Here is a 22,570-nt window from a genome sequence, read left to right as displayed (position 1 = left end):
CATGACCGATCGATCCCTGGAAGCCGCATCCACCGTCAGTGATGGCGACGGATTGCGCCCGCACCTGTCCGAGCTGGTGGCGCTGCGCCGGCTGGCACAGCGGCCGCCGCCGCCGCGCCGTGGTCGTGCCGGTAATGCCGGGCAGGCGCCGTCGCCGCTGCGTGGGCGTGGCATGGAGTACGCCGAGTCACGCGAGTACGTGGCCGGTGATGATGCCCGGCATATCGACTGGCGCGTGACCGCGCGGACCGGGCGTGCCCATACCAAGCTTTTCCAGGCCGAACGCGAGCGGGTCAGCCTGATCGTGGCCGATACGTCGCCGGCGCTGTATTTCGGCACCCGCGTGCGATTCAAGTCGGTGCAGGCGGCCCGCGCGGGCGCCGTTGCCGCGTGGTCGGCACAGCGTCGCGGTGACCGCGTGGGTGCCCTGCGCGGGAGTGACCGCGAAGCGCCGATTGCACCTGCGGGTGGGCCGCGTGGTGTACTGCGCGTGCTCGACGCGCTCACCCGCTGGTACACACAGCCGCCCGCCGACGATCTCGGCCTGGAGCGCGCGCTGGACCATGCCGCCCGCGTGCTGCGCCCCGGGGCGCGCATGCTGGTGCTGGCCGATCCGCAGCAGGCCGCGCGGATTCCCGTCGTGCGCTGGAGCGCGCTGGCCCAGCACCATGACCTCAGCCTGGTGCTGCTGGTCGATCCCCTCGAGCTGCAACCGCCCTCGGCGGCCCTGCAGTTCCAGGCCGCGCAGCAGCGCATTGGCCTCGACCTGCGTCGCAGCGAGGTGCAGGCGCACTGGCAGGCGCACTTCGTCGAACCACTGCAGGCGCTGCGCCGCCAGCTCGGCGCACGCCGCGTTGACGTGCAGGTGTTGTCCACCGATGCGCCCAGCGACGCTTGGTTGGCACCACCGGTAACCGAGGTGCCGGCATGAGCGCCAACCTTCCGCTGCGCGATGTGCAGTTGCCGCCGGCACCGTCGTGGTGGCCGCCGGCCCCCGGCTATCTGATGGTCGGTGGCGCGGTGTTGCTGGTGATCCTGGCGCTGGCCCTGCTGTGGTGGAAACGCCGCCGTCGTCGCCAACGCTGGTTGCAGGCGTTCGACCAGGAGCTGGCCACCACCGCCGATGCCACCGCGGAACTGGCGGCGATCGCCGGCCTGCTGCGTCGCGCCGCGCGACAGGCACAGCCCGGCAGTGAATCCTTGCGTGACGATGCCTGGTGGCAGCGCGTGGATCCGAAGGGCACGTTGCCGGATGCGCGCCGCAGCCTGCTGGCCGAAGGTGCCTATCGTCCCCGCGTGGACGCCAGCGAAGTGGCGGCCGTGCGTAGCTGGGCGCGCGAGCGCTACCTGGCGATGCTGCTGGAGCGCCGCCAATGAACCTGCTGGCAAGTTACTGGCCATGGCCGGACCTGCAGCTGGCGTGGCCGCTGGCCCTGCTGGCGTTGCCGCTGCCACTGCTGATGCGCTGGTGGAAGCGTCGTGCCGATCCCGGCGCTGCGCTGCGCGTGCCCTATGCGGCGACGGAACTGGAAGCGCTGGCCGGTGGCGGCCGCGTCGATGTGTCGTGGCTGCGTACGCTGCTGTTGTGGCTGGGCTGGTGCGCGCTGTGCGTCGCACTGGCTCGCCCGCAACAGCTGGGCGAAGCGATCACGCCACCGCAGCAGGGCCGGCAGATGATGCTGGCGATGGACGTATCCGGCAGCATGGGCGAGGGCGACATGGTGCTGGGTGGGCAGGCGGTAGATCGCCTCACCGCAGCCAAGGCCGTGCTGGCTGATTTCCTGGATCGTCGTGCCGGCGATCGCATCGGCTTGCTGATCTTCGGCGACCGCGCTTATACGCTCACCCCACTCACTGCGGACCTGACCAGTGTGCGCGACCAGCTGCGCGACAGCGTGGTCGGCCTGGCCGGGCGCGAGACGGCCATCGGTGATGCCATCGGCCTGGCGGTGAAGCGCCTGCGCAGTCAGCCGGAAGGGCAACGTGTACTGATCCTGCTGACCGACGGCGTCAGCAATGCCGGCGTGCTCGAACCGCTGCGTGCGGCCGAAGTCGCGCAGGCCGAAGGTGTACGCATCCACACCGTTGCGTTTGGTGGCGATGGAAGCATGCGCCTGTTTGGTATCCCCATTTCCGCCGACCAGGACCCGGTCGACGAGGCCACGTTGAAGAAGATTGCCAGCCTGACAGGTGGCCAGTTCTTCCGCGCACGCGATACCGCGCAGCTGGCCGGCATCTACGGCGAACTGGACCGGCTGGAGCCGATCGCGGCGAAGGGACCGAGCCTGCGCCCGCGTGAGGAACGCTACGCATGGCCGTTGGGCCTGGCCTTGCTGCTGGGGGCATTGGCCTGGATGTGGCCGGAGCGCCGTCGATGATCGCGTTGGCATCCCATCTTCCCGACTGGAATGCGCTGCACTTCCTGCGCCCGGAATGGCTGTGGGCCTTGCTGGCCTTGCCGGTGATTCTCGCCGTGGCACTCTACCGGCAGCGGCGCAGCGATGCGTGGCGGCAGGCGGTGGATGCGCACCTGTTGCCGCATCTGCTGGTGGCCGGTGCTCGCCGTCGCGTGCGGCTTCCATTGGCAGTGCTGCTGGGGTGGACGCTGGCAGCACTGGCGATGGCGGGGCCGAGCTGGCGGCAGCAGTCACAGCCGATGTTCCAGCCCAGCGCACCGCTGCTGATCGTGCTGGATCTGTCCAGCCGCATCGCTGCCACCGACCTGCCACCGTCGCGCCTGCTGCAGGCACGGGCCAAGGTCGGCGAGCTCCTGCGCGCGCGCAAGGGTGGGCAGGTGGGGCTGGTGGTGTACGCCGAAGATGCCTACACCGTCGCGCCGCTGACCGATGACGGCAGCAACGTCGCGCTGTATCTGGATGCCTTGTCACCGGATGTGATGCCGCGCGATGGCCAGCGTGCCGACCGTGGCATCGACTGGGCCACGCGGCTGATGCGGCAGATCGCTGCACCGCAGGGACAGATTCTGCTGGTCACCGATCAAGCTGATGGTGAAGCTGCATTGGCGGCCGCGCAGGCACGTGGTCTCGGCCTGCAGGTGTCGGTGCTGGGGCTCGGTACACCGGCGGGTGCGGCGTATCGTGACGACAGCGGACAGATCCGCCAGGCTGCGCTGGACGAAGGTCGCCTGCGTGCGGTGGCGACGGCAGGTGGCGGTCGCTATGCGCGCATCACCGCCGATGGCAGTGACCTGCGCGCACTGGGTGTGCTTGATGCACGCGAAGGTACTGCGGCGCAGCGGCCCGGCGAGGGTAGGCAATGGCGCGATGAAGGATTCTGGCTGCTGCCACCGGTGATGCTGTTGGCGCTGCTCGCCTTCCGACGCCGCGCGCTGCTGGCCGCAGTGCTGGCGGTGGGCCTGTTGCCTTGGATGGGGGATGTGCAGGCGCAGGCACCTTCAGCGCCCGCTTCGCCGTCATCGCAGGGCACGCTGTGGAAGCGCGCCGATCAGTTGCAGCACCAGCGCCTGGCCGACGGCGTGCAGGCCTATCGCGCGGGCGACTTCTCCACTGCGCGCAAGCAGTTCGAGGGCATCGACAGTGATGCGGGCTGGTACAACCTGGCCAACACGCTGGCGCGCCAGGGCAGCTACGACGAAGCCATCGCCGCCTACGACCGCGCGCTGGCGCTGCATCCCGGCATGGCCGATGCGGCCGCCAACCGTGCCGTGGTTGATGCCGCACGCAAGCGCAAGCAGTCGGGGGGGCAGGGCCAGGACCAGCAGAAACCGCAGCAGAACGGGCAGCAGAAGCAGCAGAACAATTCACAGGGCCAGCGGAACCCGCAGGGCCAGCAACCGCAGCAGGGCCAGAAGGATCCAGGACAGGGTCAGCCACCATCTCAGCAGGGCCAGCAGGGGCAGCCCAAGGCGGGTGACGACGACGCGCAGTCGGCGCCTCAGCCCGGTGAGCGTGGCCGTGATGGACAGCAGGCGCCACCACAGGTGGAGGATGCCAAGGCGCAGGCCCAGGCTGATGAGCAGCAGCGCCTGCGCATGCAGCAGGCGATGCAGCAGGCACGTGAGGGCAAGGGCGAACAGGATGGCAAACCCGTGCCGGGCAGTGACGGCACTACTCCGCGCCAACGCGAGGAGCAACAGGCGGTCGAGGCGTGGATGCGGCGCGTGCCGGATGATCCGGGCGCATTGCTGCGGGCCAAGTTCCAGCTGGAAAATGAACGCAGGAAGAGGGAAGGGCGATGACGCGGGCGATCAACATGCACGGGCACTGGCCCCGACAGGTACTGGCGGCGCTGCTGCTGTGGCTGCCGCTGCTGGCCTGGGCGCAGCCGCGCGCTTGGCTTGACCGCGACCGCATCGCGATGGGCGACACGGTCACGCTCAATGTCGAGAGCGACCAGGGCGCCCCTGACTTCACACCGTTGCGCACCGATTTCGACCTCAGCGGGCAGACCAGCAGCCGCCAGGTGGAGTGGAGCAACGGCAGCATGCAGCAGCGCAACCTGTATGGCGTGGCGCTGACGCCACGGCGCAGCGGTGCACTGGTGGTGCCGGGCCTGCAGGTGGGCAGTGCACGTACCGCGCCGCTGACCCTGCAGGTGGATGCCGCTGCCGTGGCCGGCCCCGACAGCAATGCGGTGGCATTCATCGAAACCGTTGTCGATGACGAAACGCCGTACGTGCAGCAGAGCGTAGGCGTGGTGGTGAGGCTGTTCTTCGCCTCTCAGCTGGCCTCTGGCGAACTGGTGCTGGATACCCCGGCGGGTGCGTCGCTGCAGCGGGTAGGCGATGACCGCACCGATGTGCGGCAGGTCAACGGCCGCCGCTACAACGTGGTCGAGCGCCGCTTCCTGCTGATCCCCGAGCGCAGCGGTGCACTTCGGCTGGCCGGTGCGCGCTTCAGTGGGCGCAGTGCCGGTGGCTTCTTCGACGACTTCTTCGGCGGCGGCGACGGCCGCATGAATGCCACCGGCGCCGACCGCACGCTGCAGGTGCAGGCGCAACCGGCACAGGCGCCGCAGCCATGGCTTCCGCTGCAGAGCCTCCAGCTGCGCTACACCAGTGCGCCGACCAGCGCCCGTACCGGTGAGGCCGCCACTGTGGTGGTCGAGGCGATTGCCGAAGGGGCAACCCGCGCACAGTTCACCGACCTGCCGGTGCCGGATCTGGGCACCCGTGCGCAGGTATTCGCCGAACCTGCGCAGTACGAAGAATCGTTCAATGGCAGCACCCCGCGGCTGAAGATCACCCGCCGCTATTCGATCGTGCCGCGCCAGCCAGGCTCGCTGGTGGTGCCGGGGCCGCGCCTGCCGTGGTGGGATGTGCGCGCAGGCAAGGCGCAGGAAGCGAAGCTGCCGGACCTGACACTGGCTGTCGCAGCCGGCAGTGGCGGTGGCAGTGCTTCACCTGCGCCGCTGCCGCCGATCGACACCGATGCTGCGCTGCCGGGTGGCGATGGCCAGGACAGCCGCATCGCCGCGACCGATCCGCGCGCCAGCGGCCTGGCCGAACGCTCGTGGCCGTGGATGGGCGCGGCCATTGGACTGGCGCTGCTGTGGCTGCTGACCCTGTTGTGGGGCTGGCAGCGAGGCCGCCGACCGCGTGCGGCGACGCCTGCAGCCGGCAGGCGCTCTGTGCCGACTGTGGCGCGCGGACGTGCCGGCCTGACCGAACTGCGCCGCACGCTGGATGGCGAAGGCTTCGATCAGGTGGAAGCGCAGCTGTGCGCGATGGCCGGGGTTGAGCGCATCGAGCAGGTCATCGCGCGGTTGGATGACCCTGGCCAGCGCCAGGTGCTGCAGGACCTGCAGCAGGCACGCTGGGGCGGGCGGGGCGACCTGGCATCGCTGCGCGCGCGTCTGCGCGAGGTCTTCCGTGACGGACCGCACTGGTCGGCGGCTACCGGCGCCGCTGACACTGGCCTGGCGCCGCTGTATCCAACGCGGCGAACCTGAACCGGCGCCGCTTGCGCGCTTTGTTAGAGTGCATTCATTTTTCGAGGAAACCCGCGCATGACAGCAGCTGCTGCCGACAAGAAGAAGTTGCCCCTGCATTGGAAGATGGGCATCGGCTTTGCGATCGGCCTTATCCTGGGACTGATCGTGCACGCCCTGGGCGGCAGCGTCGATGGTCTGCAGGCCGGTGCCAAGTGGGTAATGGACTACATCACCACCCCGGCGTCGGGCCTGTTCCTCAACCTGATCTTCATGCTGATCGTGCCGCTGATCTTCTCGGCGCTGATCATGGGCGTGTCGGAGATGGGCGACATCCGCGCCCTTGGCCGCATCGGCTGGAAGACCCTGGCGTATACCGTGCTGCTGTCCGGCATTGCCGTGGGCATCGGCCTGGTGCTGGTCAACCTGCTCAAGCCGGGTGCCGGCGTCGATCCGCAGGTCGCCGCGATGATGCTCTCGGAGAATGCCGAGCGCAGCAAGGAAATCGTTGCTGGCATCCATGGCACGCCGAAGGGCATGGACATGCTGCTGTCGATCGTGCCGAGCAACGTGCTGCAGGCCGCGTCCGACAACGGCGCGATCCTGTCGCTGATGTTCTTCGCACTGATGTTCGGCATCGGCATGGTGCTGACCGACAACGAGAAGGTGGCCCCGCTGCGCCGCGCCATCGAGGGCGTGTTCGAAATCTCGATGACCCTGATCAACCTGGTCATCCGCCTGGCTCCGTATGCGGTGGCCTGCTTCATGTTCAACCTGGCCGCGCTGTTCGGCTTCGAGCTGATCATCCGCCTCGGTGCCTACGTGGGCGTGGTGGTGCTGGCACTCGGCCTGCACATGATCGTGACCTACGGTACCGCCGTGTGGCTGTCCGGCCGTTCGCCGCTGTCGTTCTTCCGCGATACCCAGGAAGCGACGGTGATGGCGTTCTCCACCGCCTCCAGCAACGCCACCCTGCCGACCGCGCTGCGCGTGGCCGACCAGATGGGCCTGCCGCAGCGCGTGTCGCGCTTCGTGCTGACCGTGGGCGCCACCGCCAACCAGAACGGCACCGCGCTGTTCGAGGGCGTGACGGTGATCTTCCTGGCCCAGTTCTTCGGCGTGGACCTGAGCATCGGCCAGCAGATCATGGTGATGGCGGTCTGCATCCTCGGTGGCATCGGCACCGCCGGCGTGCCGTCGGGCTCGCTGCCGGTGGTGGCGATGATCTGTGCGATGGTGGGCGTGAACCCGCTGGGCATCGGCCTGATCCTGGGCGTGAACCACTTCCTGGACATGTGCCGTACCGCGCTGAACGTGACCGGCGACCTGGCCCTGACCACCCTGGTGGCCAAGGGCGAATCGCACGACGGCCCGGCGCTGGGCCCGCAGCAGGACTGAGTCCAACGCCACTGCTGGCGACCTGATCGGGGTCGGATTCCTTTCCGCAGGGAAAGGGCTCCGACCCCGCTTCACATGCGGAATCCGGGGGAGATGACGACGTTGCCGGCCAGCGGCCGGCACGACCGGGCAAGGTGAACCGACCCCCCGCCCGGCGACTATGGGACAATAGGCCGCCCGCACGTCCGCGGCCGCCTCCCGATTCCGACAGAACCATGACGCAGCCTACCCGTCGCCAGTTGGCCAACGCCATCCGCTTCCTTGCCGCCGATGCGGTTGAAACCGCAAAGTCCGGCCACCCCGGCATGCCCATGGGCATGGCCGACATCGCCGAAGTCCTCTGGAACGACTACCTCCGCCATAACCCGAGCAACCCGCACTGGTTCAACCGCGACCGTTTCGTGCTGTCCAACGGCCACGGTTCGATGCTGCAGTACGCGCTGCTGCACCTGAGTGGTTACGACCTGCCGATCGAGCAGCTGAAGCTGTTCCGCCAGCTGGGCAGCCACACCGCCGGTCACCCGGAGCGCCACGAGACCCCGGGCGTGGAAACCACCACCGGCCCGCTGGGCCAGGGTTTCGCCAATGCCGTGGGCTTCGCCCTGGCCGAGAAGCTGCTGGCACAGCGCTTCAACCGCCCGGAGCTGGAAGTGGTCGACCACCGCACCTGGGTGTTCATGGGCGATGGCTGCCTGATGGAAGGCGTGTCGCATGAAGCCGCTTCGCTGGCCGGTACCTGGGGCCTGCACAAGCTGGTCTGCTTCTGGGACAACAACCACATCTCCATCGACGGCAACGTCGAAGGCTGGTTCACCGACAACACCCCGGAGCGTTTCGAGGCCTATGGCTGGAACGTGGTGCGCGATGTCGATGGCCATGACCCGGAGAGCATCAAGGCCGGCATCGAGGCCGCGCTGTCGCAGAGCGACAAGCCGACCCTGATCTGCTGCCGCACCACCATTGGCTTTGGTTCGCCGAACAAGGCGGGCAAGGAATCCAGCCACGGCGCACCGCTGGGCAAGGACGAACTGGAAGCCACCCGCAAGCAGCTGGGCTGGGAATACGGTCCGTTCGAGATCCCGCAGGCGATCTACGACGGCTGGCGCGCCAACGGCGCCGGCACGCTGCGTCAGGCCGAATGGGAACAGCTGTTCGACAAGTACGCCAGCCAGTACCCGGCTGAAGCGGCCGAACTGACCCGCCGCTCGCATGGCGAACTGCCGGCCGACTTCGTTGCCAAGGCCGATGCCTACATCGCCCAGGTGGCCGCTGAAGGCCCGACGATCGCCTCGCGCAAGGCCTCGCAGCTGGCCATCGAAGCCTACGCACCGCTGCTGCCGGAAATCGTCGGCGGCTCGGCCGACCTGGCGCACTCCAACCTGACCCTGTGGAAGGGCAGCAAATCGGTTGCCAGCGACGACGCCAACGCCAACTACGTGTACTACGGCGTGCGCGAGTTCGGCATGACCGCCATCGCCAACGGCCTGGCCCTGCACGGTGGCTTCATTCCGTTCGACGCCACCTTCCTGGTGTTCAGCGACTACGCCCGCAACGGCGTGCGCATGAGCGCGCTGATCCCGGCCCACGCCATCCACGTCTACACCCACGACTCGATCGGCCTGGGCGAAGACGGTCCGACCCACCAGCCGGTGGAGCACCTGGCCTCGCTGCGCTACATCCCGAACAACGACGTGTGGCGTCCGTGCGATGCGGTCGAGTCGGCGGTGAGCTGGAAGGCTGCGATCACCCGCCAGGACGGCCCGAGCTGCCTGGTGTTCAGCCGCCAGAACCTGCCGCACCAGCCGCGCAACGCCGAGCAGATCGCCCAGATCGAGCGCGGTGGCTACGTGCTGGCCGATGCCGACGGTACCCCGGACGTGATCCTGATCGCCACCGGTTCGGAAGTCTCGCTGGCCACCGAAGCCAAGGCCCAGCTGGACGCGGCCGGCCTCAAGACCCGCGTGGTCTCGATGCCGTCCACCGACGTGTTCCTGCGCCAGGATGCGGCCTACCGTGAATCGGTGCTGCCGAACGCCGTGCGCAAGCGCGTGGCGGTGGAAGCCGGCGTCACCGGTTTCTGGCGCCAGTTCGTCGGCCTGGACGGTGCCGTGATCGGTATCGACACCTTCGGTGCCTCGGCCCCGGCCGACCAGCTGTACAAGCACTTCGGCATCACCACTGCCCACGTGGTGGAAGCGGCCAAGTCGCTGTAAGCAGCTTCGCGACGTAATGAGGAAAGGCCGGCGCACGCCGGCCTTTTCTTTGCCGCAGGAAAAAGGGGACGGAGGGGATTAAGTCGTTTGTGCACATGCGACTTAATCCCCTCCGTCCCCTTTTCTCAGGCGGTACGCGCCAGCGCCAGCCGCAGCAGTCGCGCGTCCAGACGTTCGGCGAAATCCTTCGGGGCCTGTAGACCCATGCGCTGCAGGTACACCGCATCGCCGTCGCCGGCCGGTTGCCGCAGAGCCGCCCAGACCGTGCGCAGCTTGTCGCCGCGGGTCTGCGTGTTGGCCTTCAGCCAACCCAGCGCCTTGACCAGCACCTGTTCGATCTCGTTGAAATCGCTGCCGAGCGGATAGTCGGGCAGGCTGCCATCGGCACGGAACGGTGCCAGCGCCGCCGCCAGCGCCTGTGGCGTGTTGCGCTGCTGGCGCTCCGGATCCGGTTGCGTGACTGCCAGCAGCTTGCGCGAGGCCTGCGCCTGCTGCAGCAGGCCGCTCTGGAACGGGGCTTCGGTGATCGCCGTCATCGCATGCACGCAGTCCTCGTCGGTCAGGCCGCGCAGATCGGCGATGCCGTATTCGTTGAGGTAGATGTCGCGCAGGTGGCGGGGGATGGTGGTGTGCCCGTAGTTCCAGCGCACGTTGGATTCGCGCTGGCCCTTGTCATCGCGCGCCGCGCGGAACATCAAGACGCTGCGCGCTTCCGGCAGGGCATGTGCCATCGCCACGAAGTTGTACTGGCCACCCACGCCGGACACCACACGTCCGTCGTCCAGCGCATCCGACACGGCCGCGCCCAGTGAAGTGGCCATCATGCAGGAGTTGAAGAAGCGCGCATGGCGGCGTTGCAGGCGCTCCAGCGTCTCGTTGCCGCCATACAGCTGGTTGATTTCGCTGATGCGGCGCATGCCGATCGCACGGCATTCGTCTTCCGGCAGCGTGCGCAGCCACTCGTAGAACTCCGGCGAGCCCAGGTAGAACGCGCCGTGCAGGTACTCGCCCTCGGCGGCCAGGGTGGCGTGGTCGATGGACAGCGTGCTGCCGTTCTCGATGCGCTGCATCAGCGCCAGGTCGTCGTGCACTTTGCGCTTGATCACCCCGGTCTGCACCAGCCGGCGGAAGCCTTCGTTGAGCATCTCGCTGCAGCCGTACAGGCCCACCTCGAACGGATCCAGTCCGCCGATCTCCTGCACCAGCGGGTGGCTGGCAAGCTGTGGATCCAGCGCATGCAGCACGCGGCGGTAGCGCGCGTTGTCGGTGTGGCGCAGCACCAGCGCATGGCTGAGCGCGTCGGCCAGCGTGCCGATGCCGATCTGCAGGGTGCCGCCGTCGCGCACCAGCGTGCTGGCGTACAGGCCGATGGCGTAGTCGGCATCGCCCACCGGCTGCCGCGGCAGCCCGAACAGCGCCGGGTACGGCGGCGGCGGGGTGATCACCAGATCGAAGAACGACACATCGACCGTGGCCGAGCCGCCCATGTAAGGCAGCTGCGGATCGATCTCGGCGATCAGCAACGGTCGCGGCAGCCCGCGCGCGGTCATCGCATCCAGCGTGTCCTGGGTGATGTCGTTGTTGCACGACAGTGAAAGCCGGCGATCGTTCGGCCGCATCGCCACCTTCTGCACGATCACCTGCGGCGCGCGCTGCGCGACCGCATCGGCGGCGTGGGTGTAGTTCAGGCTGGTATAGCTGGATTGCGCCTGGCGCGAACCGAGCAGGGCGCCGGACTGCATGTAGAACTCTTCCACCTGCACATGTGCCGGCAGCGCATCGCGCGCGATCGCATCGGCATAGGCCAGGCGCGGGAAATCGTCGCCGAAATGGCGCTGCGCGAACGGCGCCATGAAGCGCGCTTCCAGGCCGTTGCCGCGCGCCTTCGGCGGGTTCAGCGACAGCGCGGTATACAGCTGCAGCGGTCGCGATGGATCGTGCTCGACGCGTGCATAAAGGGCATTGAGCAGCCGATGCGGCTTGCCCAGTGCCAGCGGTGCCCCGATCCGCAGCGGCCCGTCCACGCGCGCAAACAACCAGTCGACGGCGGCGTCCAGGTCGGTGAGGTGTTCGGTCATGCGCGGCGGTCCTGCGTGTGGGGGAGTGCTGGCATTACAGCATGTCGGGCTTGAACCGCCGTCGACGCGAGACTTCGGTGCCGGACACCATGAACTGGCCATCGCCCCGGTAATGCACCGTGCGCGGCAGTTTCGGCCGGGGCGCGACGTGGGCGCGCACGATTTCCCAGATGAACAGGTTGCTCGACTGCACCTGGCTGTCGTCGTAGAGTCGGCATTCGAAGCTCGAATGACATTGGCCGACCAGTGGCGCGCCGACCTCGCGCGCGGGCAGCGCATCGAGCTCGAAACGGGCGAACTTGTCGACCTCGCGGCCGCTGCAGTTGCCGATGTCCACCACGGTGTCGAGCAGTTCCACGCCCGGCACATTGATCACGCACTCGCCGCTGCCACGGGCCAGCGCGTGGCTGTGGTTCGCGTCCCACAGGTAGGTGGCGACCAGCGAGGGCGAGAAGCCCATCACCATGTGCCAGCCCATCGTCATCAGGTTGCGCTGGCCACGCCAGGCGGTACTGACCAGCACGATCGGGCCAGGTTCGAGGAAGCGGCGGGCCTGCTCGACCGGGAAATCCTTCTTGGGCAGCGCTTTCATCCGGGGCCTGGAGCGGGAGGCATCGATGCTGGCGCAGCCGGGATGAACCTGGAGTCGAGGGGCTTGACAGACGATTCGATTACGCGCGTAATCGTTGCGTCGATTACGGATGTAAACCATGACCCCGATCAGCGAAGCCGAAGCCGTTGTGATGGAGGTGCTGTGGCAGCAGGCACCGCGTAGCGCCGATGAAGTGGTCGCCGCACTGGCCCACCGCGACTGGGCCGAACCGACCATCAAGACCCTGCTCAATCGTCTGCTGACCAAGGGCGCGATTGCTGCCGAGCGTGATGGCCGGCGCTACCTGTACCGGCCGCTGCTGCAGCGCCAGGCGTGGGTGGAGGCGCAGAGCCAGGACTTCATCGGCCGTGTCTTTGAAGGGCGCGTTGCGCCGTTGGTCGCGCACTTCAGCGAACGCGGCCAGTTGAGTGCGCAGGACATCGCCGAACTGAAGAAACTGATCCAGGAGCTGGACCATGACTGAGCTGCTCAACGGAGTGTGGCAGGCCAGCCTGTGGTTGGCGGTGGGCGCGGTCCTGCTGGCGGTGATGCGGCCGCTGCTGGTGCGATTGGGGGGCGCTGGTCTGGCATACCGCAGCTGGTGGCTGCTGCCGATGCTGCTGGTGGCACTGATGCTGCCGTTGCCGCAGGTTGCGTTGTTGCAGCAGGTACCCACGCTGCCGCTGAAAGTGCTGCCCGGTGCCATTGATGGCGCGGCCGGCCAGTCCTTGCCATGGGCCGGGTTGTTGCTGGCATTCTGGGCCGTGGGCATGGGCCTCTGCCTGCTGCGCGACCTGCGTGCGCAGCGCCGTTTCGAACGGCGCATGGGTCCACTGACGCCGCGCACCGATGGTAGCTGGCAGGCGAGCGGCGACCCAGGTCTGCCAGCCCTGGTTGGCCTGTGGCGGCCGCGCATCGTGGTTGGCCCGGAATTCGATCAGCAGTTCAGCGCGCAGGAACAGCACCTGATCCTGCAGCACGAACGCAGCCACCGTCGCAATGGCGACCACTGGGCCAACGGCGCGCTGCTGCTGGTGCGCGCGGTGTTCTGGTTCCACCCGTTGCTGCCTTGGGCCGCACGCCGCTTCCTGCGCGACCAGGAACTGGCCTGCGATGCCCGCACCATCGGCCCGCAGCCTGCGCTGCGCGGCCTCTACGCCAGCACGCTGCTGAAGGCGCAGCTGGTCCAACCGGTTGCGCCCGCGGTCTGCCATTGGCGCAGCCAACCCGTGTTGAAGGAGCGCATCGCCATGTTGAAGCAGTCCAAGCGGAAGGCATTGCCGTGGGTGTCGGGACAGGTACTGGTGGTCGGGGTGTGCCTGGGAATGGGAGCGGTGGCGTGGGCCAGCCAGGGCGGAGGCGCGGGAGGCGCGGCAGGGTCCGTCATGGACCGGGAGATCCAGGTCGACAAGATGCCGCCACCGTCCTATCCGAAATCTGCGGTCGAGCAGCGCCAGGTGGGCGTGGTGAACCTGCGCGTGGAAGTGGACGCCCAAGGCCATCCCACCGACGTCCAGGTGCTCAGCGCCACCAATCCGGGGGTGTTCGATGCTGTCTCGATTGCTGCGGCGCGCAGCTGGACCTATCGGCCCGCAGTGAAGAACGGCAAGCCGGTGGCCGGTGCCGTGCGCGTCCCGATTACCTACGCCATGGATGACACCGAGGACACGAAGTGAAGCGAGCGCCGCTGCTGATGATGGCGGTGCTGCTGGCGGGATGTGCAACCCAGGATCGCCTGACCACCGCCGATACCCGCAGCGAGAATGTGGGTCACCAGCGCCTGCGACCCGATGCGGGGGGAGGGACCGGCCAGATCCGGCCCTACGCACTGGCCGCCAGCGAAGGCTACCGCATGCCACAACTGCATACGGCACCGGACCCGGTAGTGGGCGAGCGTGATCCACGCACCTCGCTGCCGCCGACTACGGTCTGCCTGCAGGTGGTGGTGGATGCGCAGGGCAGCGTTGAGCGCAGCATCCCGCTGACCGACCGCAGCGAATGCAGTGCGGGTGAGGCACCGGAGAATGCGCCCTTGCTGCAGGCAGCGCAGGAGGCGGTTGCGATGTGGAAGTACTCGTCCGCTGCAGTCTGCCACTTCGCGGCAGGCAAAGTGCCGGCTGATCGCGGCGACTGCCGCAGTGCCGAGCGGGTCGAACCGGTGGCCGTCACCCTGCAGTACGCCTTCACCTTCGAGGTCGTGAAGGGCAGGCAGACGGTCCGCACGCAGGGAAAATGATCGCGCGTGATGCCGGGTGGCGCCGGGCCATGCCCGGCCAGTACAGCGGCGTCGATCAGGCCCCGCCCTGGATGTTGGCCTTCACTGCGGGCTGCATCAGTTTCGGTTCTTCCAGCATGGCATCACGGGCCTGTCGCACGCTGACGAACTCCGCCTCGGCTACGCCGTCATGCACGTGGATGTTGTGCGCGCGCTGTTCGCCGATGGTGGTTTCGTTGGCAAAGCCGCGTCCACCCGGGCCGTAGTCGTGGCAGACGAACACGCGCGTTGCATCGGGCAGGGCCAGCAGGCGCTGGATCGAGCGGTACAGCTGCGCGGCATCACCACCCGGGAAGTCACAGCGGGCGGTGCCGCCATCGGGCATGAACAGCGAGTCGCCGGTGAACAGCGCATCATCGATCAGGTAGGCGATGCTGTCGCTGGTATGGCCGGGCACTGCGATCACCTGGCAGCGCAGTTCGCCCAGAGCGAAGGTTTCGCCGTCGCTGAACAGGTGATCGAAGATTTCATCTGCGGCAGGAAGCTGCAGGCCATAGCGTGGTGCAAACGTTGCCTGTACCGCGCGGATGCCTTCGCCGATGGCCAGGGTGGCCTGCGGGAAACGATGCTTCAGGCGGCGCCCGGCCGACACATGGTCAGCGTGGGCATGGGTTTCCAGCAGCCAGCGCAGCTGCAGGCCTTGTTGCTCGATGGCCTGCAATGCGGCATGCAGCGGCGCTTCACTGCTGGCGTCGGTATCCGGGTCGTAGTCCAGGACCGGGTCGATCAGCACTGCCTCGCTACTGGCCGGGTCGCTGACCAGGTAGCTGAAGGTATTGCTGTCACGGTGGAAGAACGACTGCACCTGGACTGACATTGGAACCCTCCTCAGCGCGCGCCGAGCACGCGGTTCAGCAACTGCGCCAGGTTTTCACCGGCTAGTCGCAGCTGCGCTTCGGCCAGCGGCCGGTAGCGCTCGGTGTATTCGTCACCGATTTTACGCGTGGCCGGATAAACGCCAGCTTGCATGGAAATGCGGCAGCTGGCCTCTGCCCACGTCTGCGGGTCGCGCTGCGGGTTGGACTGGCGGGCCAGTTTCGGCGCGCGCTGGCTCTGCAGCAGCGGCAGGTAACCCGCGTCGTCCAGCTTGCGGGTGTTGAGCATGCCGCTGTCCCACAGCGAGTGCAGGTTGGTACCGCGGTTGCCGAACTGCAGCTGGAAATCGTTGCCGCCCTTGTCGTGCGCGTAACCGGCGTGCATCGGCTGATGGATGTCGCCGACCAGGTGCACGACGAACTTCAGCGCCTGCAGGCGCTCGCCATCGGTCAGGCTGCGGTCGCCGAGGATGGTGCTCTGTGCCTTCAGGGCCTCGACGATGCAGTTGCCGTTCCTGCAGTGCTTCGGTGCTTCGTAATGGCAATTGTCTTCGGCGATGTTGACGTAGTGCCAGCCGGCCGAGCGACGGCCCAGGCCCGGATCCTTGGCACGCAGCTGGTCGGCCCACGGGGCGATGCTGGCCAGCGTGGCGTCCGGTTCGGTGGCCAGCAGGCGGTCCACTTCTGCGCGGGCAGCGGGGTTGAGACGGGCGTCGGCGACTTCGGCGACAAGGCGGTGGCCTTGTGCGCCCCAGGCATGGGCGGGGGCGGAAGCGGACAGCAGGACCGGCGCCAGGGCGGCGGCGAGGAACAGGGAATGCAGGGCTTTCATGCGCACATTCTAGCGGTGTAGGTGGATTGAAGAGCGGCGCGTTCCTGTTCCGAAGCGGGAGCGCAGCGGGAGGGGCGGCGTGTCCCGGCTCTGCTCCCCGCCTTGCCCCAGCTCCGGAACCGCTTCAGTCCCAGGCACAAAAAAAGCCCCGGCAATCACCGGGGCAACATGCTGCGAGGGTTTTGCGTATGGCGGGGGAGCGGGGGCGAAGCCCCCGCGCCCAACACACCGCTTAGAACTTGAAGACGTACGAAGCGCCGTAGACCAGCGGATCGATGTTGACGGTGCCGATCTTCTCGCCGTTCAACTTCACCTTGCTGTCGATGTCGATCCAGCGCATGTCCACACGCAGGGCGCCCTTCTCGCCGATCGCGAAGTCGATGCCCGCATGCGCGGCCAGGCCCCACGAATCCTGCAGCTTCAGCTTGCTGCCGGCCAGCGCACCGGTGGTGTCTTCGCTGAAGAAGGTCGTGTAGTTCACGCCCGCGCCGACGAACGGCGAGACCTTGCCCTTGCTGTTGAAGTGGTACTGCAGGGTCACCACCGGCGGCAACTGCTTGGTGCTGCCGACGCGGCCGAGGCCATTGATGTTGATGTCGTGCTTGAACGGCAGCGCGGCCAGCACTTCGATGCCCAGGTTGTCGGCAATGAAGTACTCGCCGGTGATGGTCGGCTTGACGTCGTTGTCGACGTCGACCTTCAGCGTGTGGCCGGCCAGCCAGCCGTTGTTCGACTTCGGCGCCACCTGGTGGACGCCGGCCGAGACGGTCCAGTCGCCCTTGGACTGGGCCATGGCCGGGGCGGCGGCGAGGGACAGGGCGGCGGCCAGGCCGGCCAGGATCAGGGGGGAGGTCTTGCGCATGGGGGTGATCTCGTTGCTGGGTGGATGGCGACAGTCTCGGCCTCACGCCGTGCTAACGCTTTGATCCGGATCAAATCCTGTCCGCCGACCCTCTGGCCCGGGCGCTGGCCCACGGTGGCCAGCCCCGGTTTGCTAGACTTGTGGGCCCTATCCATCCCGCCGCACCCGTAGCGGCCGCAGGAGCTTGAGAAATGGCAATCAAGGTTGGTATCAACGGTTTCGGTCGCATCGGGCGTAACGTCCTGCGCTCGGCGGTGCTGAACTTCGGCGACGACATCGAAATCGTGGCCATCAACGATCTGCTGGAGCCGGACTACCTGGCGTACATGCTCAAGTACGACTCCGTGCACGGCCGCTTCAAGGCCGACGTGGCAGTGCAGGGCAACGACCTGCTGGTCAACGGCAAGAAGATCCGCCTGACCCAGGAACGCGACCCGGCCAACCTGAAGTGGGATGAAGTCGGTGCCGACGTGGTGCTGGAAGCCACCGGCCTGTTCCTGACCAAGGAAACCGCGCAGAAGCACATCGATGCCGGCGCCAGGAAGGTCATCATGTCGGCGCCGTCGAAGGACGACACGCCGATGTTCGTCTACGGCGTGAACGACAAGACCTACGCCGGCCAGGCGATCATTTCCAACGCCTCGTGCACCACCAACTGCCTGGCCCCGCTGGCCAAGGTCATCAATGACAAGTGGGGCATCAAGCGCGGCCTGATGACCACCGTGCATGCGGCAACCGCCACCCAGAAGACCGTCGATGGCCCGTCCAACAAGGACTGGCGCGGTGGCCGTGGCATCCTGGAGAACATCATCCCGTCGTCCACCGGTGCGGCCAAGGCCGTCGGCGTGGTCATCCCGGAACTGAACAAGAAGCTGACCGGCATGAGCTTCCGCGTCCCGACCTCGGACGTGTCGGTGGTCGACCTGACCGTCGAACTGGAAAAGGAAGCCACCTACGCCGAGATCTGCGCGGAAGTGAAGGCACAGAGCGAAGGCCCGCTGAAGGGCATCCTGGGCTACACCGAAGACAAGGTGGTGGCCACCGATTTCCGCGGCGAAACCTGCACTTCGGTGTTCGACGCCGACGCTGGCATCGCCCTGGACGGCACCTTCGTCAAGCTGGTCACCTGGTACGACAACGAGTGGGGCTACTCGAACAAGTGCCTGGAAATGGCCAAGGTCATCGCCGCCAAGTAAGGCCGGCGAAGATCGCACACGGACCCCGGCCTGGCCGGGGTTCGTCGTTTATGGGGCCGGCCCTGTCGTAGCATGGGCCGGTCGACCGCTGCCGCTGGGGCGCGGGAACGCTATGGAAGCACGCAATGGAAGCACTGATTGCCCTGGTCGTACTGGTCCTGCTGGCCATCCCGCTGCTGCTGGTGGTGGCGCTGGTGATGATTGCCGGCCTGCGCCGCCGCGTCGCCGCGCTGGAAAGCGCCATGGCTGCCGCGCCGGTCGCCGCCATGCACGCGCCTGAACGGCCTGCGGCCCCCCCTGTGGCCAGTGCCGATCCACCGTTCCTGCGGCCGGTGGCGGCTGCTGCACCGCCTCCGTCTCCGCCTCCGCCTCAGCCAACGCCGGTGCGCGAAGCGGTGCCTGCGGCAACGGAGGCGCCGCGCCCGATCGCACCACCGCCGGTGCCACCCGCGCCGATGCAGCCACCGTTGCCTTCCGGACCGGCGCTGCCGAACTTCATCGAGCGCGGCAGTGGCGCGGTCAAGCGCTGGTTCACCGAGGGCAACGTGCCGGTGAAGATCGGCATGCTGGTGCTGCTGGCCGGTGTCGCTGCGCTGCTGAAGTACGTCAGCGACCAGGGCTGGCTGGTGCTGCCGATCGAGCTGCGCCTGGCCGGTGTCACCGTCGGTGCACTGGGCCTGCTGGCGTTCGGCTGGCACCAGCGCGAGCGCCGGCGCCTGTTTGGGCTGGCCTTGCAGGGCGGTGCCATCGGCGTGCTGCTGTTGACCATCTTCGCGGCCTTCAAGCGTTTCGAGCTGATTCCGCCGGGCTTCGCCTTCGTCAGCTCCATTGCACTGGTGGCCGCGCTGTGCGTGCTGGCGGTGGTGCAGAACTCGCGTACGCTGGCGGTGCTGGGCATCCTCGCCGGCTTCATGGCACCGCTGTGGCTGTCCACCGGCAGCGGCAACCACGTGGGGTTGTTCAGCTACTACGCCGTGCTCAACGCCGGCATCTTCGCCATTGCCTGGTTCCGACCGTGGCGCGCGCTGAACCTGCTGGGCTTCGCCTTCACCTTCGGTATCGGCACGTTCTGGGGCGTGCTGCAGTACGCGCCTGACAAGTTCAGCAGCACCGAGCCGTTCCTGCTGCTGTTCTTCGCCTTCTACCTGCTGATCCCGTTGCTCTACGCACGCCGGCAGCCCGCCGGGCAGCGTGACCTGGTCGATGGCAGCCTGGTGTTCGGTACGCCGTTGGTCGCGTTCTCGTTGCAGGCGGGGATGCTGTACCAGCAGCCGATGACGCTGGCGCTGTGCGCACTGGGCCTGGCCGCGATCTACGCGGCGCTGGCGTGGGCGTTGATCAGGCGCGCGTCGTACACCGTGCTGGCGCAGTCGCACGCGGTGCTGGCGGTGGGCTTTGCCACGCTGGCGGTGCCGCTGGCCTTGTCGGCGCGGGCCACCGGCGCGGTCTTCGCGCTGGAAGGCGCCGGACTGGCCTGGTTGGGCCTGCGCCAGAAGCGCTGGCTGCCGCAGGTGTCCGGCGCGCTGCTGCAGATGGGCGCTGCGTTCGCCTTCGTGGCCGGTGGCGATCACTGGCATGAGGACCTGCGTTTCCTGATCAATCCGACTGCCATCGGGGCGCTGCTGCTGGCCCTGGCCGGCTTCGCGTCGGCCTGGAGCTACCAGCGCAGGTCACGCCACGAGATCGCCCTGGTCTACTACCTGTGGGGCCTGCTGTGGTGGCTGGGCGGCATGGTGCATGAGATCACCCGCTTCTTCCCGTACCGCGCCGAAGTGGACGCGTTGCTGGTGCTGGCCGCCGTCACTGCCTGGCTGGCCGCCGAAATGCAGCGCCGTCAGCCGGCACGCGCACTGGGCGTGACCGCGCTGGCCATGCTGGCGCTGGGCTTCCCGCTGGCGCTGATGCAGAGCGACGCGCACCATCAGCCATTCGCCGGCTACGGTGCGCTGGCCTGGGCGGTGTTCGCGGTGATGGGCGTGCGCACGCTGCTCTGCCTGCGCCAGGGGGGCGACAGCGTGGCGCGCATCGCGCAGTTCCTGTGGTGGCTGTTGTGGCCGTCTCTGCTTTCGCTGCTGGCCCTGTGGGGCGGTGGCGAGGCCGGGCTGGCACAGGGCTGGACCACGTTGCTGGTGACGGTGCCGTGGCTGCTGATGGCGGCGCTGTCGCTGTGGCGCTGGAATGCGCTTCGCTGGCCGCTGGGTGCAGCGTTCGATCGCGTGCGCCAGCCGCTGCAGTGCGTGCTGTTCGGCCTGTTGTCGATCGGCTGGCTGTTCGGACAGCTGCTGCCGGGCGATGCTGCGCCGCTGCTCTGGCTGCCGGTATTGAATCCGGCCGAGCTCGGACAGTGGCTGAGCCTGTTGCTGCTTGCACGCTGGCTGTACAGCGATCAGGCGCCGAAGACCCTGTCGGGAATCCGCATGCCGCTGCTGTCACTGGCAACGTTCGTCGCGCTGACCAGCGTGGTGCTGCATGGCGTGCACCATTGGGGCGGCCTGTCGTGGAGTGCGTCGATGATGCGTTCCAGCCTGGCGCAGACCAGCCTGACCGTGCTGTGGAGCGTGCTTGGCGTGATTGCCTGGGTGTGGGGATCGCGCCGTGGCCAGCGCGTGTTGTGGATGGTCGGTGCCGTGCTGATGGGCGTGGTGCTGGCCAAGCTGGTCATCGTCGATCGCCAGCACCTGGGCAACCTGCTGGGCATCGCATCGTTCATCGCCTACGGCCTGCTGTGCACGGTCGTGGGTTATCTGGCACCGGCACCGCCCAGCGCGGCGCCGTCCGTGGAGGAAAAACAATGAGGAAGTGGAGCAGGGCGCTGCTGCCGGCGATGTTCGGCATGCTGGCCGCCGTCGCGGTGCAGGCCGCCGACTACCGCACGCAGTACGCCGAGCAGTGGCCGTTGACGCTGTCCAGCGCACAGTCCGGTGCGTACAGGGTGGTTCTGGAGCCGGCGATCTATCGCCGTGCAGGTGCCGCAGACCTGGGTGACCTGCAGGTGTTCAACGCCGCCGGCCAATCGTTGCCATCGGCATTGCTGGCGCCAAACCAGCCGCTGGCACAGCCGCCGGTGCAGCGTGAGCTGCCGTGGTTCGCGCTGCCGCCGCTGGCCGAGGCACAGCGCAACGATCTGCAGTTGCTGACCGAGCGCGATACCGATGGCCGTGTCCGTCGCGTCGAAGCACGCGTGAGCGGCGGTGCGGCAGCGAACGGGCAGGGTGGTTGGCTGATCGATGCCAGCGTGCTCGGCCAGCAACCGTTGGCGGCACTGGTGCTGGACTGGGCTGACAGCGGACAGCCGTTGCAGGCGCAGGTGCAGCTGGATGCCAGCGACGACCTGCAGCATTGGCGTCCGATCGGGCGTGACATCCCGCTGGTCGACCTGCAGCGTGCTGGCAAGCGCCTGCTGCAGCGCCGCCTGCAGGTGGACGGCGAGGCGCGCTATCTGCGCGTGCTGGCGCAGGGCGATGCGCGCCTGCCGACGCTGCGCAGCGTGCTGGCCGAGCTGCCGCCGGCGCCGGCCACGCTGCCGTGGGAGTGGCTGTCGCTGGAACCGACCTCGAAGGGCAAGGGTGAATACACCTTCGAACTCGACGGCCGTTTCCCGGTAGCGCGCGCGGATGTGACCAGCACCGACAACAGCCTGGTGCAGTGGACGTTGTTCAGCCGCGATGACGAGAGTGCGGAATGGCAGCGCCGCAGTGCGCCATGGATCGCGTACCAACTGCAGCAGGGCGCGCAGGGCCAGCGCCAGCAATCAGCGGCCCAGCCGCTGGGGGGCGTGCATCGTGACCGCTACTGGAAGCTGGTGGCGAACCCGGCGGAAACTGCGACCGCACCGACCCTGCGCTTGGGCTACCAGCCGGAAGTACTGGTGTTCCTGAGCCAGGGGGCAGCACCGTATGCACTGGCAGTGGGCAGCGCGACCGCGCGCCGCATGGAAGCGCCGATCGGTGTGTTGATCGAGGAACTGCGGCAGCGCAATGATCCGTCGTGGCAGCCGACGCTGGCGCGCCTGGAGGGCAGCCCGGAGCCGCTGGCCGGTGACGCGGCGCTGAAGCCGCAGCACGATTGGAAGGCGTGGTTGCTGTGGGCGTTGCTGGGGCTGGGTGTGTTGGTTGTTGGCGGCCTGGCGGTCAGCCTGCTTCGGCAGAAGCCGGCGCCTTCGGAATAGGTTCCAGCGAACGGCGCAGCCCCTCGTGGGTGGCTGCAAAGCGCGATCCCGGGGATGGGCCGAGCGGGTGGGCAGGGCAGGGGACGCCGTGAATCCGTCCCTGGAGGCTTAGCCGCGCCATCCATGGCGCGGATACCCCTGCCCAGCCCACCCGCCCGGCCTCTGACAGTTTCCGTGTGCGTCCACCCACGGAAAGAAAAAAAGAAGAGCAAAAGCTGCTTGGCTGGGCGC

18 protein-coding genes are annotated in these 22,570 nt (G+C 67.8%); 13 read left to right on the top strand and 5 right to left on the bottom strand.

Annotated features, from left to right (window positions below):
- Position 1: 1 nt before the first annotated feature.
- From H4O10_RS16125 to tkt, 7 genes are all read left to right on the top strand, one after another.
- On the top strand, positions 2 to 931 hold the full coding sequence (locus H4O10_RS16125; protein WP_049453324.1) for a DUF58 domain-containing protein: 930 nt from the start codon (positions 2 to 4) through the stop codon (positions 929 to 931).
- Positions 928 to 1,377 (top strand): DUF4381 family protein, encoded by a 450-nt coding sequence (locus H4O10_RS16120; protein ID WP_049453322.1) that lies wholly within the window; start codon positions 928 to 930, stop codon positions 1,375 to 1,377. The genes H4O10_RS16125 and H4O10_RS16120 overlap by 4 nt, the downstream gene beginning before the upstream one ends.
- Positions 1,374 to 2,378, top strand: a complete 1,005-nt coding sequence (locus H4O10_RS16115; RefSeq protein ID WP_049453320.1) for a VWA domain-containing protein — start codon at positions 1,374 to 1,376, stop codon at positions 2,376 to 2,378. Before H4O10_RS16120 ends, H4O10_RS16115 begins: the two co-directional genes overlap by 4 nt.
- Positions 2,375 to 4,219: a VWA domain-containing protein gene (locus H4O10_RS16110; protein ID WP_049453318.1), complete on the top strand. Its 1,845-nt coding sequence runs from the start codon at positions 2,375 to 2,377 to the stop codon at positions 4,217 to 4,219. Before H4O10_RS16115 ends, H4O10_RS16110 begins: the two co-directional genes overlap by 4 nt.
- Positions 4,216 to 5,931 (top strand): BatD family protein, encoded by a 1,716-nt coding sequence (locus H4O10_RS16105; protein ID WP_049453316.1) that lies wholly within the window; start codon positions 4,216 to 4,218, stop codon positions 5,929 to 5,931. Before H4O10_RS16110 ends, H4O10_RS16105 begins: the two co-directional genes overlap by 4 nt.
- Positions 5,932 to 5,988: 57 nt before the next feature.
- Positions 5,989 to 7,308 carry a dicarboxylate/amino acid:cation symporter gene (locus H4O10_RS16100; protein ID WP_005410848.1) on the top strand — a complete coding sequence of 440 codons (1,320 nt, stop codon included), beginning with the start codon at positions 5,989 to 5,991 and terminating at the stop codon, positions 7,306 to 7,308.
- Positions 7,309 to 7,523: 215 nt separating this feature from the next.
- Positions 7,524 to 9,521: a transketolase gene (gene tkt, locus H4O10_RS16095; RefSeq protein WP_005414341.1), complete on the top strand. Its 1,998-nt coding sequence runs from the start codon at positions 7,524 to 7,526 to the stop codon at positions 9,519 to 9,521.
- A 125-nt stretch (positions 9,522 to 9,646) separates the two neighbouring features.
- Here the strand turns inward: tkt and H4O10_RS16090 are convergent, their stop codons facing one another.
- On the bottom strand, positions 9,647 to 11,599 hold the full coding sequence (locus H4O10_RS16090; protein ID WP_049453314.1) for an acetyl-CoA hydrolase/transferase C-terminal domain-containing protein: 1,953 nt from the start codon (positions 11,597 to 11,599) through the stop codon (positions 9,647 to 9,649).
- A gap of 34 nt (positions 11,600 to 11,633) precedes the next feature.
- Entirely contained in the window at positions 11,634 to 12,191 is a 558-nt protein-coding gene (locus H4O10_RS16085; protein WP_033834929.1) for a flavin reductase family protein, read from the bottom strand.
- A gap of 118 nt (positions 12,192 to 12,309) precedes the next feature.
- On the opposite strand from H4O10_RS16085, the gene H4O10_RS16080 reads away from it, so the two are divergent.
- Genes H4O10_RS16080 through H4O10_RS16070 form a run of 3 tightly spaced genes read left to right on the top strand, consistent with a single transcriptional unit; the run spans position 12,310 to position 14,427 of the window.
- Positions 12,310 to 12,675, top strand: coding sequence for a BlaI/MecI/CopY family transcriptional regulator (locus tag H4O10_RS16080; protein ID WP_012481135.1), 366 nt, complete (start codon positions 12,310 to 12,312; stop codon positions 12,673 to 12,675).
- Entirely contained in the window at positions 12,668 to 13,867 is a 1,200-nt protein-coding gene (locus H4O10_RS16075; protein ID WP_049453312.1) for a TonB family protein, read from the top strand. Before H4O10_RS16080 ends, H4O10_RS16075 begins: the two co-directional genes overlap by 8 nt.
- A complete protein-coding gene (locus H4O10_RS16070; protein WP_049453310.1) occupies positions 13,864 to 14,427 on the top strand; it encodes a hypothetical protein in 564 nt (187 codons plus the stop codon). Before H4O10_RS16075 ends, H4O10_RS16070 begins: the two co-directional genes overlap by 4 nt.
- 55 nt (positions 14,428 to 14,482) lie before the next feature.
- Here the strand turns inward: H4O10_RS16070 and H4O10_RS16065 are convergent, their stop codons facing one another.
- From H4O10_RS16065 to H4O10_RS16055, 3 genes are all read right to left on the bottom strand, one after another.
- On the bottom strand, positions 14,483 to 15,283 hold the full coding sequence (locus H4O10_RS16065) for an MBL fold metallo-hydrolase (RefSeq protein WP_049453308.1): 801 nt from the start codon (positions 15,281 to 15,283) through the stop codon (positions 14,483 to 14,485).
- A gap of 11 nt (positions 15,284 to 15,294) precedes the next feature.
- On the bottom strand, positions 15,295 to 16,113 hold the full coding sequence (locus H4O10_RS16060) for a S1/P1 nuclease (protein WP_049453306.1): 819 nt from the start codon (positions 16,111 to 16,113) through the stop codon (positions 15,295 to 15,297).
- Positions 16,114 to 16,345: 232 nt separating this feature from the next.
- On the bottom strand, positions 16,346 to 16,975 hold the full coding sequence (locus H4O10_RS16055; protein WP_005410839.1) for an OmpW family outer membrane protein: 630 nt from the start codon (positions 16,973 to 16,975) through the stop codon (positions 16,346 to 16,348).
- A gap of 191 nt (positions 16,976 to 17,166) precedes the next feature.
- Between H4O10_RS16055 and gap the strand changes: the two genes are divergently transcribed.
- The 3 genes from gap to H4O10_RS16040 all read left to right on the top strand — a co-directional run bounded on the left by gap (position 17,167) and on the right by H4O10_RS16040 (position 22,339).
- A complete protein-coding gene (gap, locus tag H4O10_RS16050; RefSeq protein WP_005410838.1) occupies positions 17,167 to 18,171 on the top strand; it encodes a type I glyceraldehyde-3-phosphate dehydrogenase in 1,005 nt (334 codons plus the stop codon).
- Positions 18,172 to 18,296: 125 nt separating this feature from the next.
- Positions 18,297 to 20,966 (top strand): DUF2339 domain-containing protein, encoded by a 2,670-nt coding sequence (locus tag H4O10_RS16045; protein WP_049453304.1) that lies wholly within the window; start codon positions 18,297 to 18,299, stop codon positions 20,964 to 20,966.
- Entirely contained in the window at positions 20,963 to 22,339 is a 1,377-nt protein-coding gene (locus H4O10_RS16040; protein ID WP_049453302.1) for a DUF3999 domain-containing protein, read from the top strand. Before H4O10_RS16045 ends, H4O10_RS16040 begins: the two co-directional genes overlap by 4 nt.
- The last annotated feature ends 231 nt before the right edge of the window (positions 22,340 to 22,570 follow it).

The organism is Stenotrophomonas sp. I18B00994 (assembly GCF_014145825.1).
In the GTDB taxonomy this organism is placed as follows: Bacteria; Pseudomonadota; Gammaproteobacteria; order Xanthomonadales; family Xanthomonadaceae; genus Stenotrophomonas; species Stenotrophomonas maltophilia.
Note: the sequence above shows the minus strand (reverse complement) of the source record. Positions and strands in the feature narration are given on the sequence as shown.

Coding starts and splice junctions, on each gene's coding strand:
- H4O10_RS16125 (WP_049453324.1), top strand. CDS start 2: ATGACCGATCGATCCCTGGAAGCCGCATCCACCGTCAGTGATGGCGAC.
- H4O10_RS16120 (WP_049453322.1), top strand. CDS start 928: ATGAGCGCCAACCTTCCGCTGCGCGATGTGCAGTTGCCGCCGGCACCG.
- H4O10_RS16115 (WP_049453320.1), top strand. CDS start 1,374: ATGAACCTGCTGGCAAGTTACTGGCCATGGCCGGACCTGCAGCTGGCG.
- H4O10_RS16110 (WP_049453318.1), top strand. CDS start 2,375: ATGATCGCGTTGGCATCCCATCTTCCCGACTGGAATGCGCTGCACTTC.
- H4O10_RS16105 (WP_049453316.1), top strand. CDS start 4,216: ATGACGCGGGCGATCAACATGCACGGGCACTGGCCCCGACAGGTACTG.
- H4O10_RS16100 (WP_005410848.1), top strand. CDS start 5,989: ATGACAGCAGCTGCTGCCGACAAGAAGAAGTTGCCCCTGCATTGGAAG.
- tkt (WP_005414341.1), top strand. CDS start 7,524: ATGACGCAGCCTACCCGTCGCCAGTTGGCCAACGCCATCCGCTTCCTT.
- H4O10_RS16090 (WP_049453314.1), bottom strand. CDS start 11,599: ATGACCGAACACCTCACCGACCTGGACGCCGCCGTCGACTGGTTGTTT.
- H4O10_RS16085 (WP_033834929.1), bottom strand. CDS start 12,191: ATGAAAGCGCTGCCCAAGAAGGATTTCCCGGTCGAGCAGGCCCGCCGC.
- H4O10_RS16080 (WP_012481135.1), top strand. CDS start 12,310: ATGACCCCGATCAGCGAAGCCGAAGCCGTTGTGATGGAGGTGCTGTGG.
- H4O10_RS16075 (WP_049453312.1), top strand. CDS start 12,668: ATGACTGAGCTGCTCAACGGAGTGTGGCAGGCCAGCCTGTGGTTGGCG.
- H4O10_RS16065 (WP_049453308.1), bottom strand. CDS start 15,283: ATGTCAGTCCAGGTGCAGTCGTTCTTCCACCGTGACAGCAATACCTTC.
- H4O10_RS16060 (WP_049453306.1), bottom strand. CDS start 16,113: ATGAAAGCCCTGCATTCCCTGTTCCTCGCCGCCGCCCTGGCGCCGGTC.
- H4O10_RS16055 (WP_005410839.1), bottom strand. CDS start 16,975: ATGCGCAAGACCTCCCCCCTGATCCTGGCCGGCCTGGCCGCCGCCCTG.
- gap (WP_005410838.1), top strand. CDS start 17,167: ATGGCAATCAAGGTTGGTATCAACGGTTTCGGTCGCATCGGGCGTAAC.
- H4O10_RS16045 (WP_049453304.1), top strand. CDS start 18,297: ATGGAAGCACTGATTGCCCTGGTCGTACTGGTCCTGCTGGCCATCCCG.
- H4O10_RS16040 (WP_049453302.1), top strand. CDS start 20,963: ATGAGGAAGTGGAGCAGGGCGCTGCTGCCGGCGATGTTCGGCATGCTG.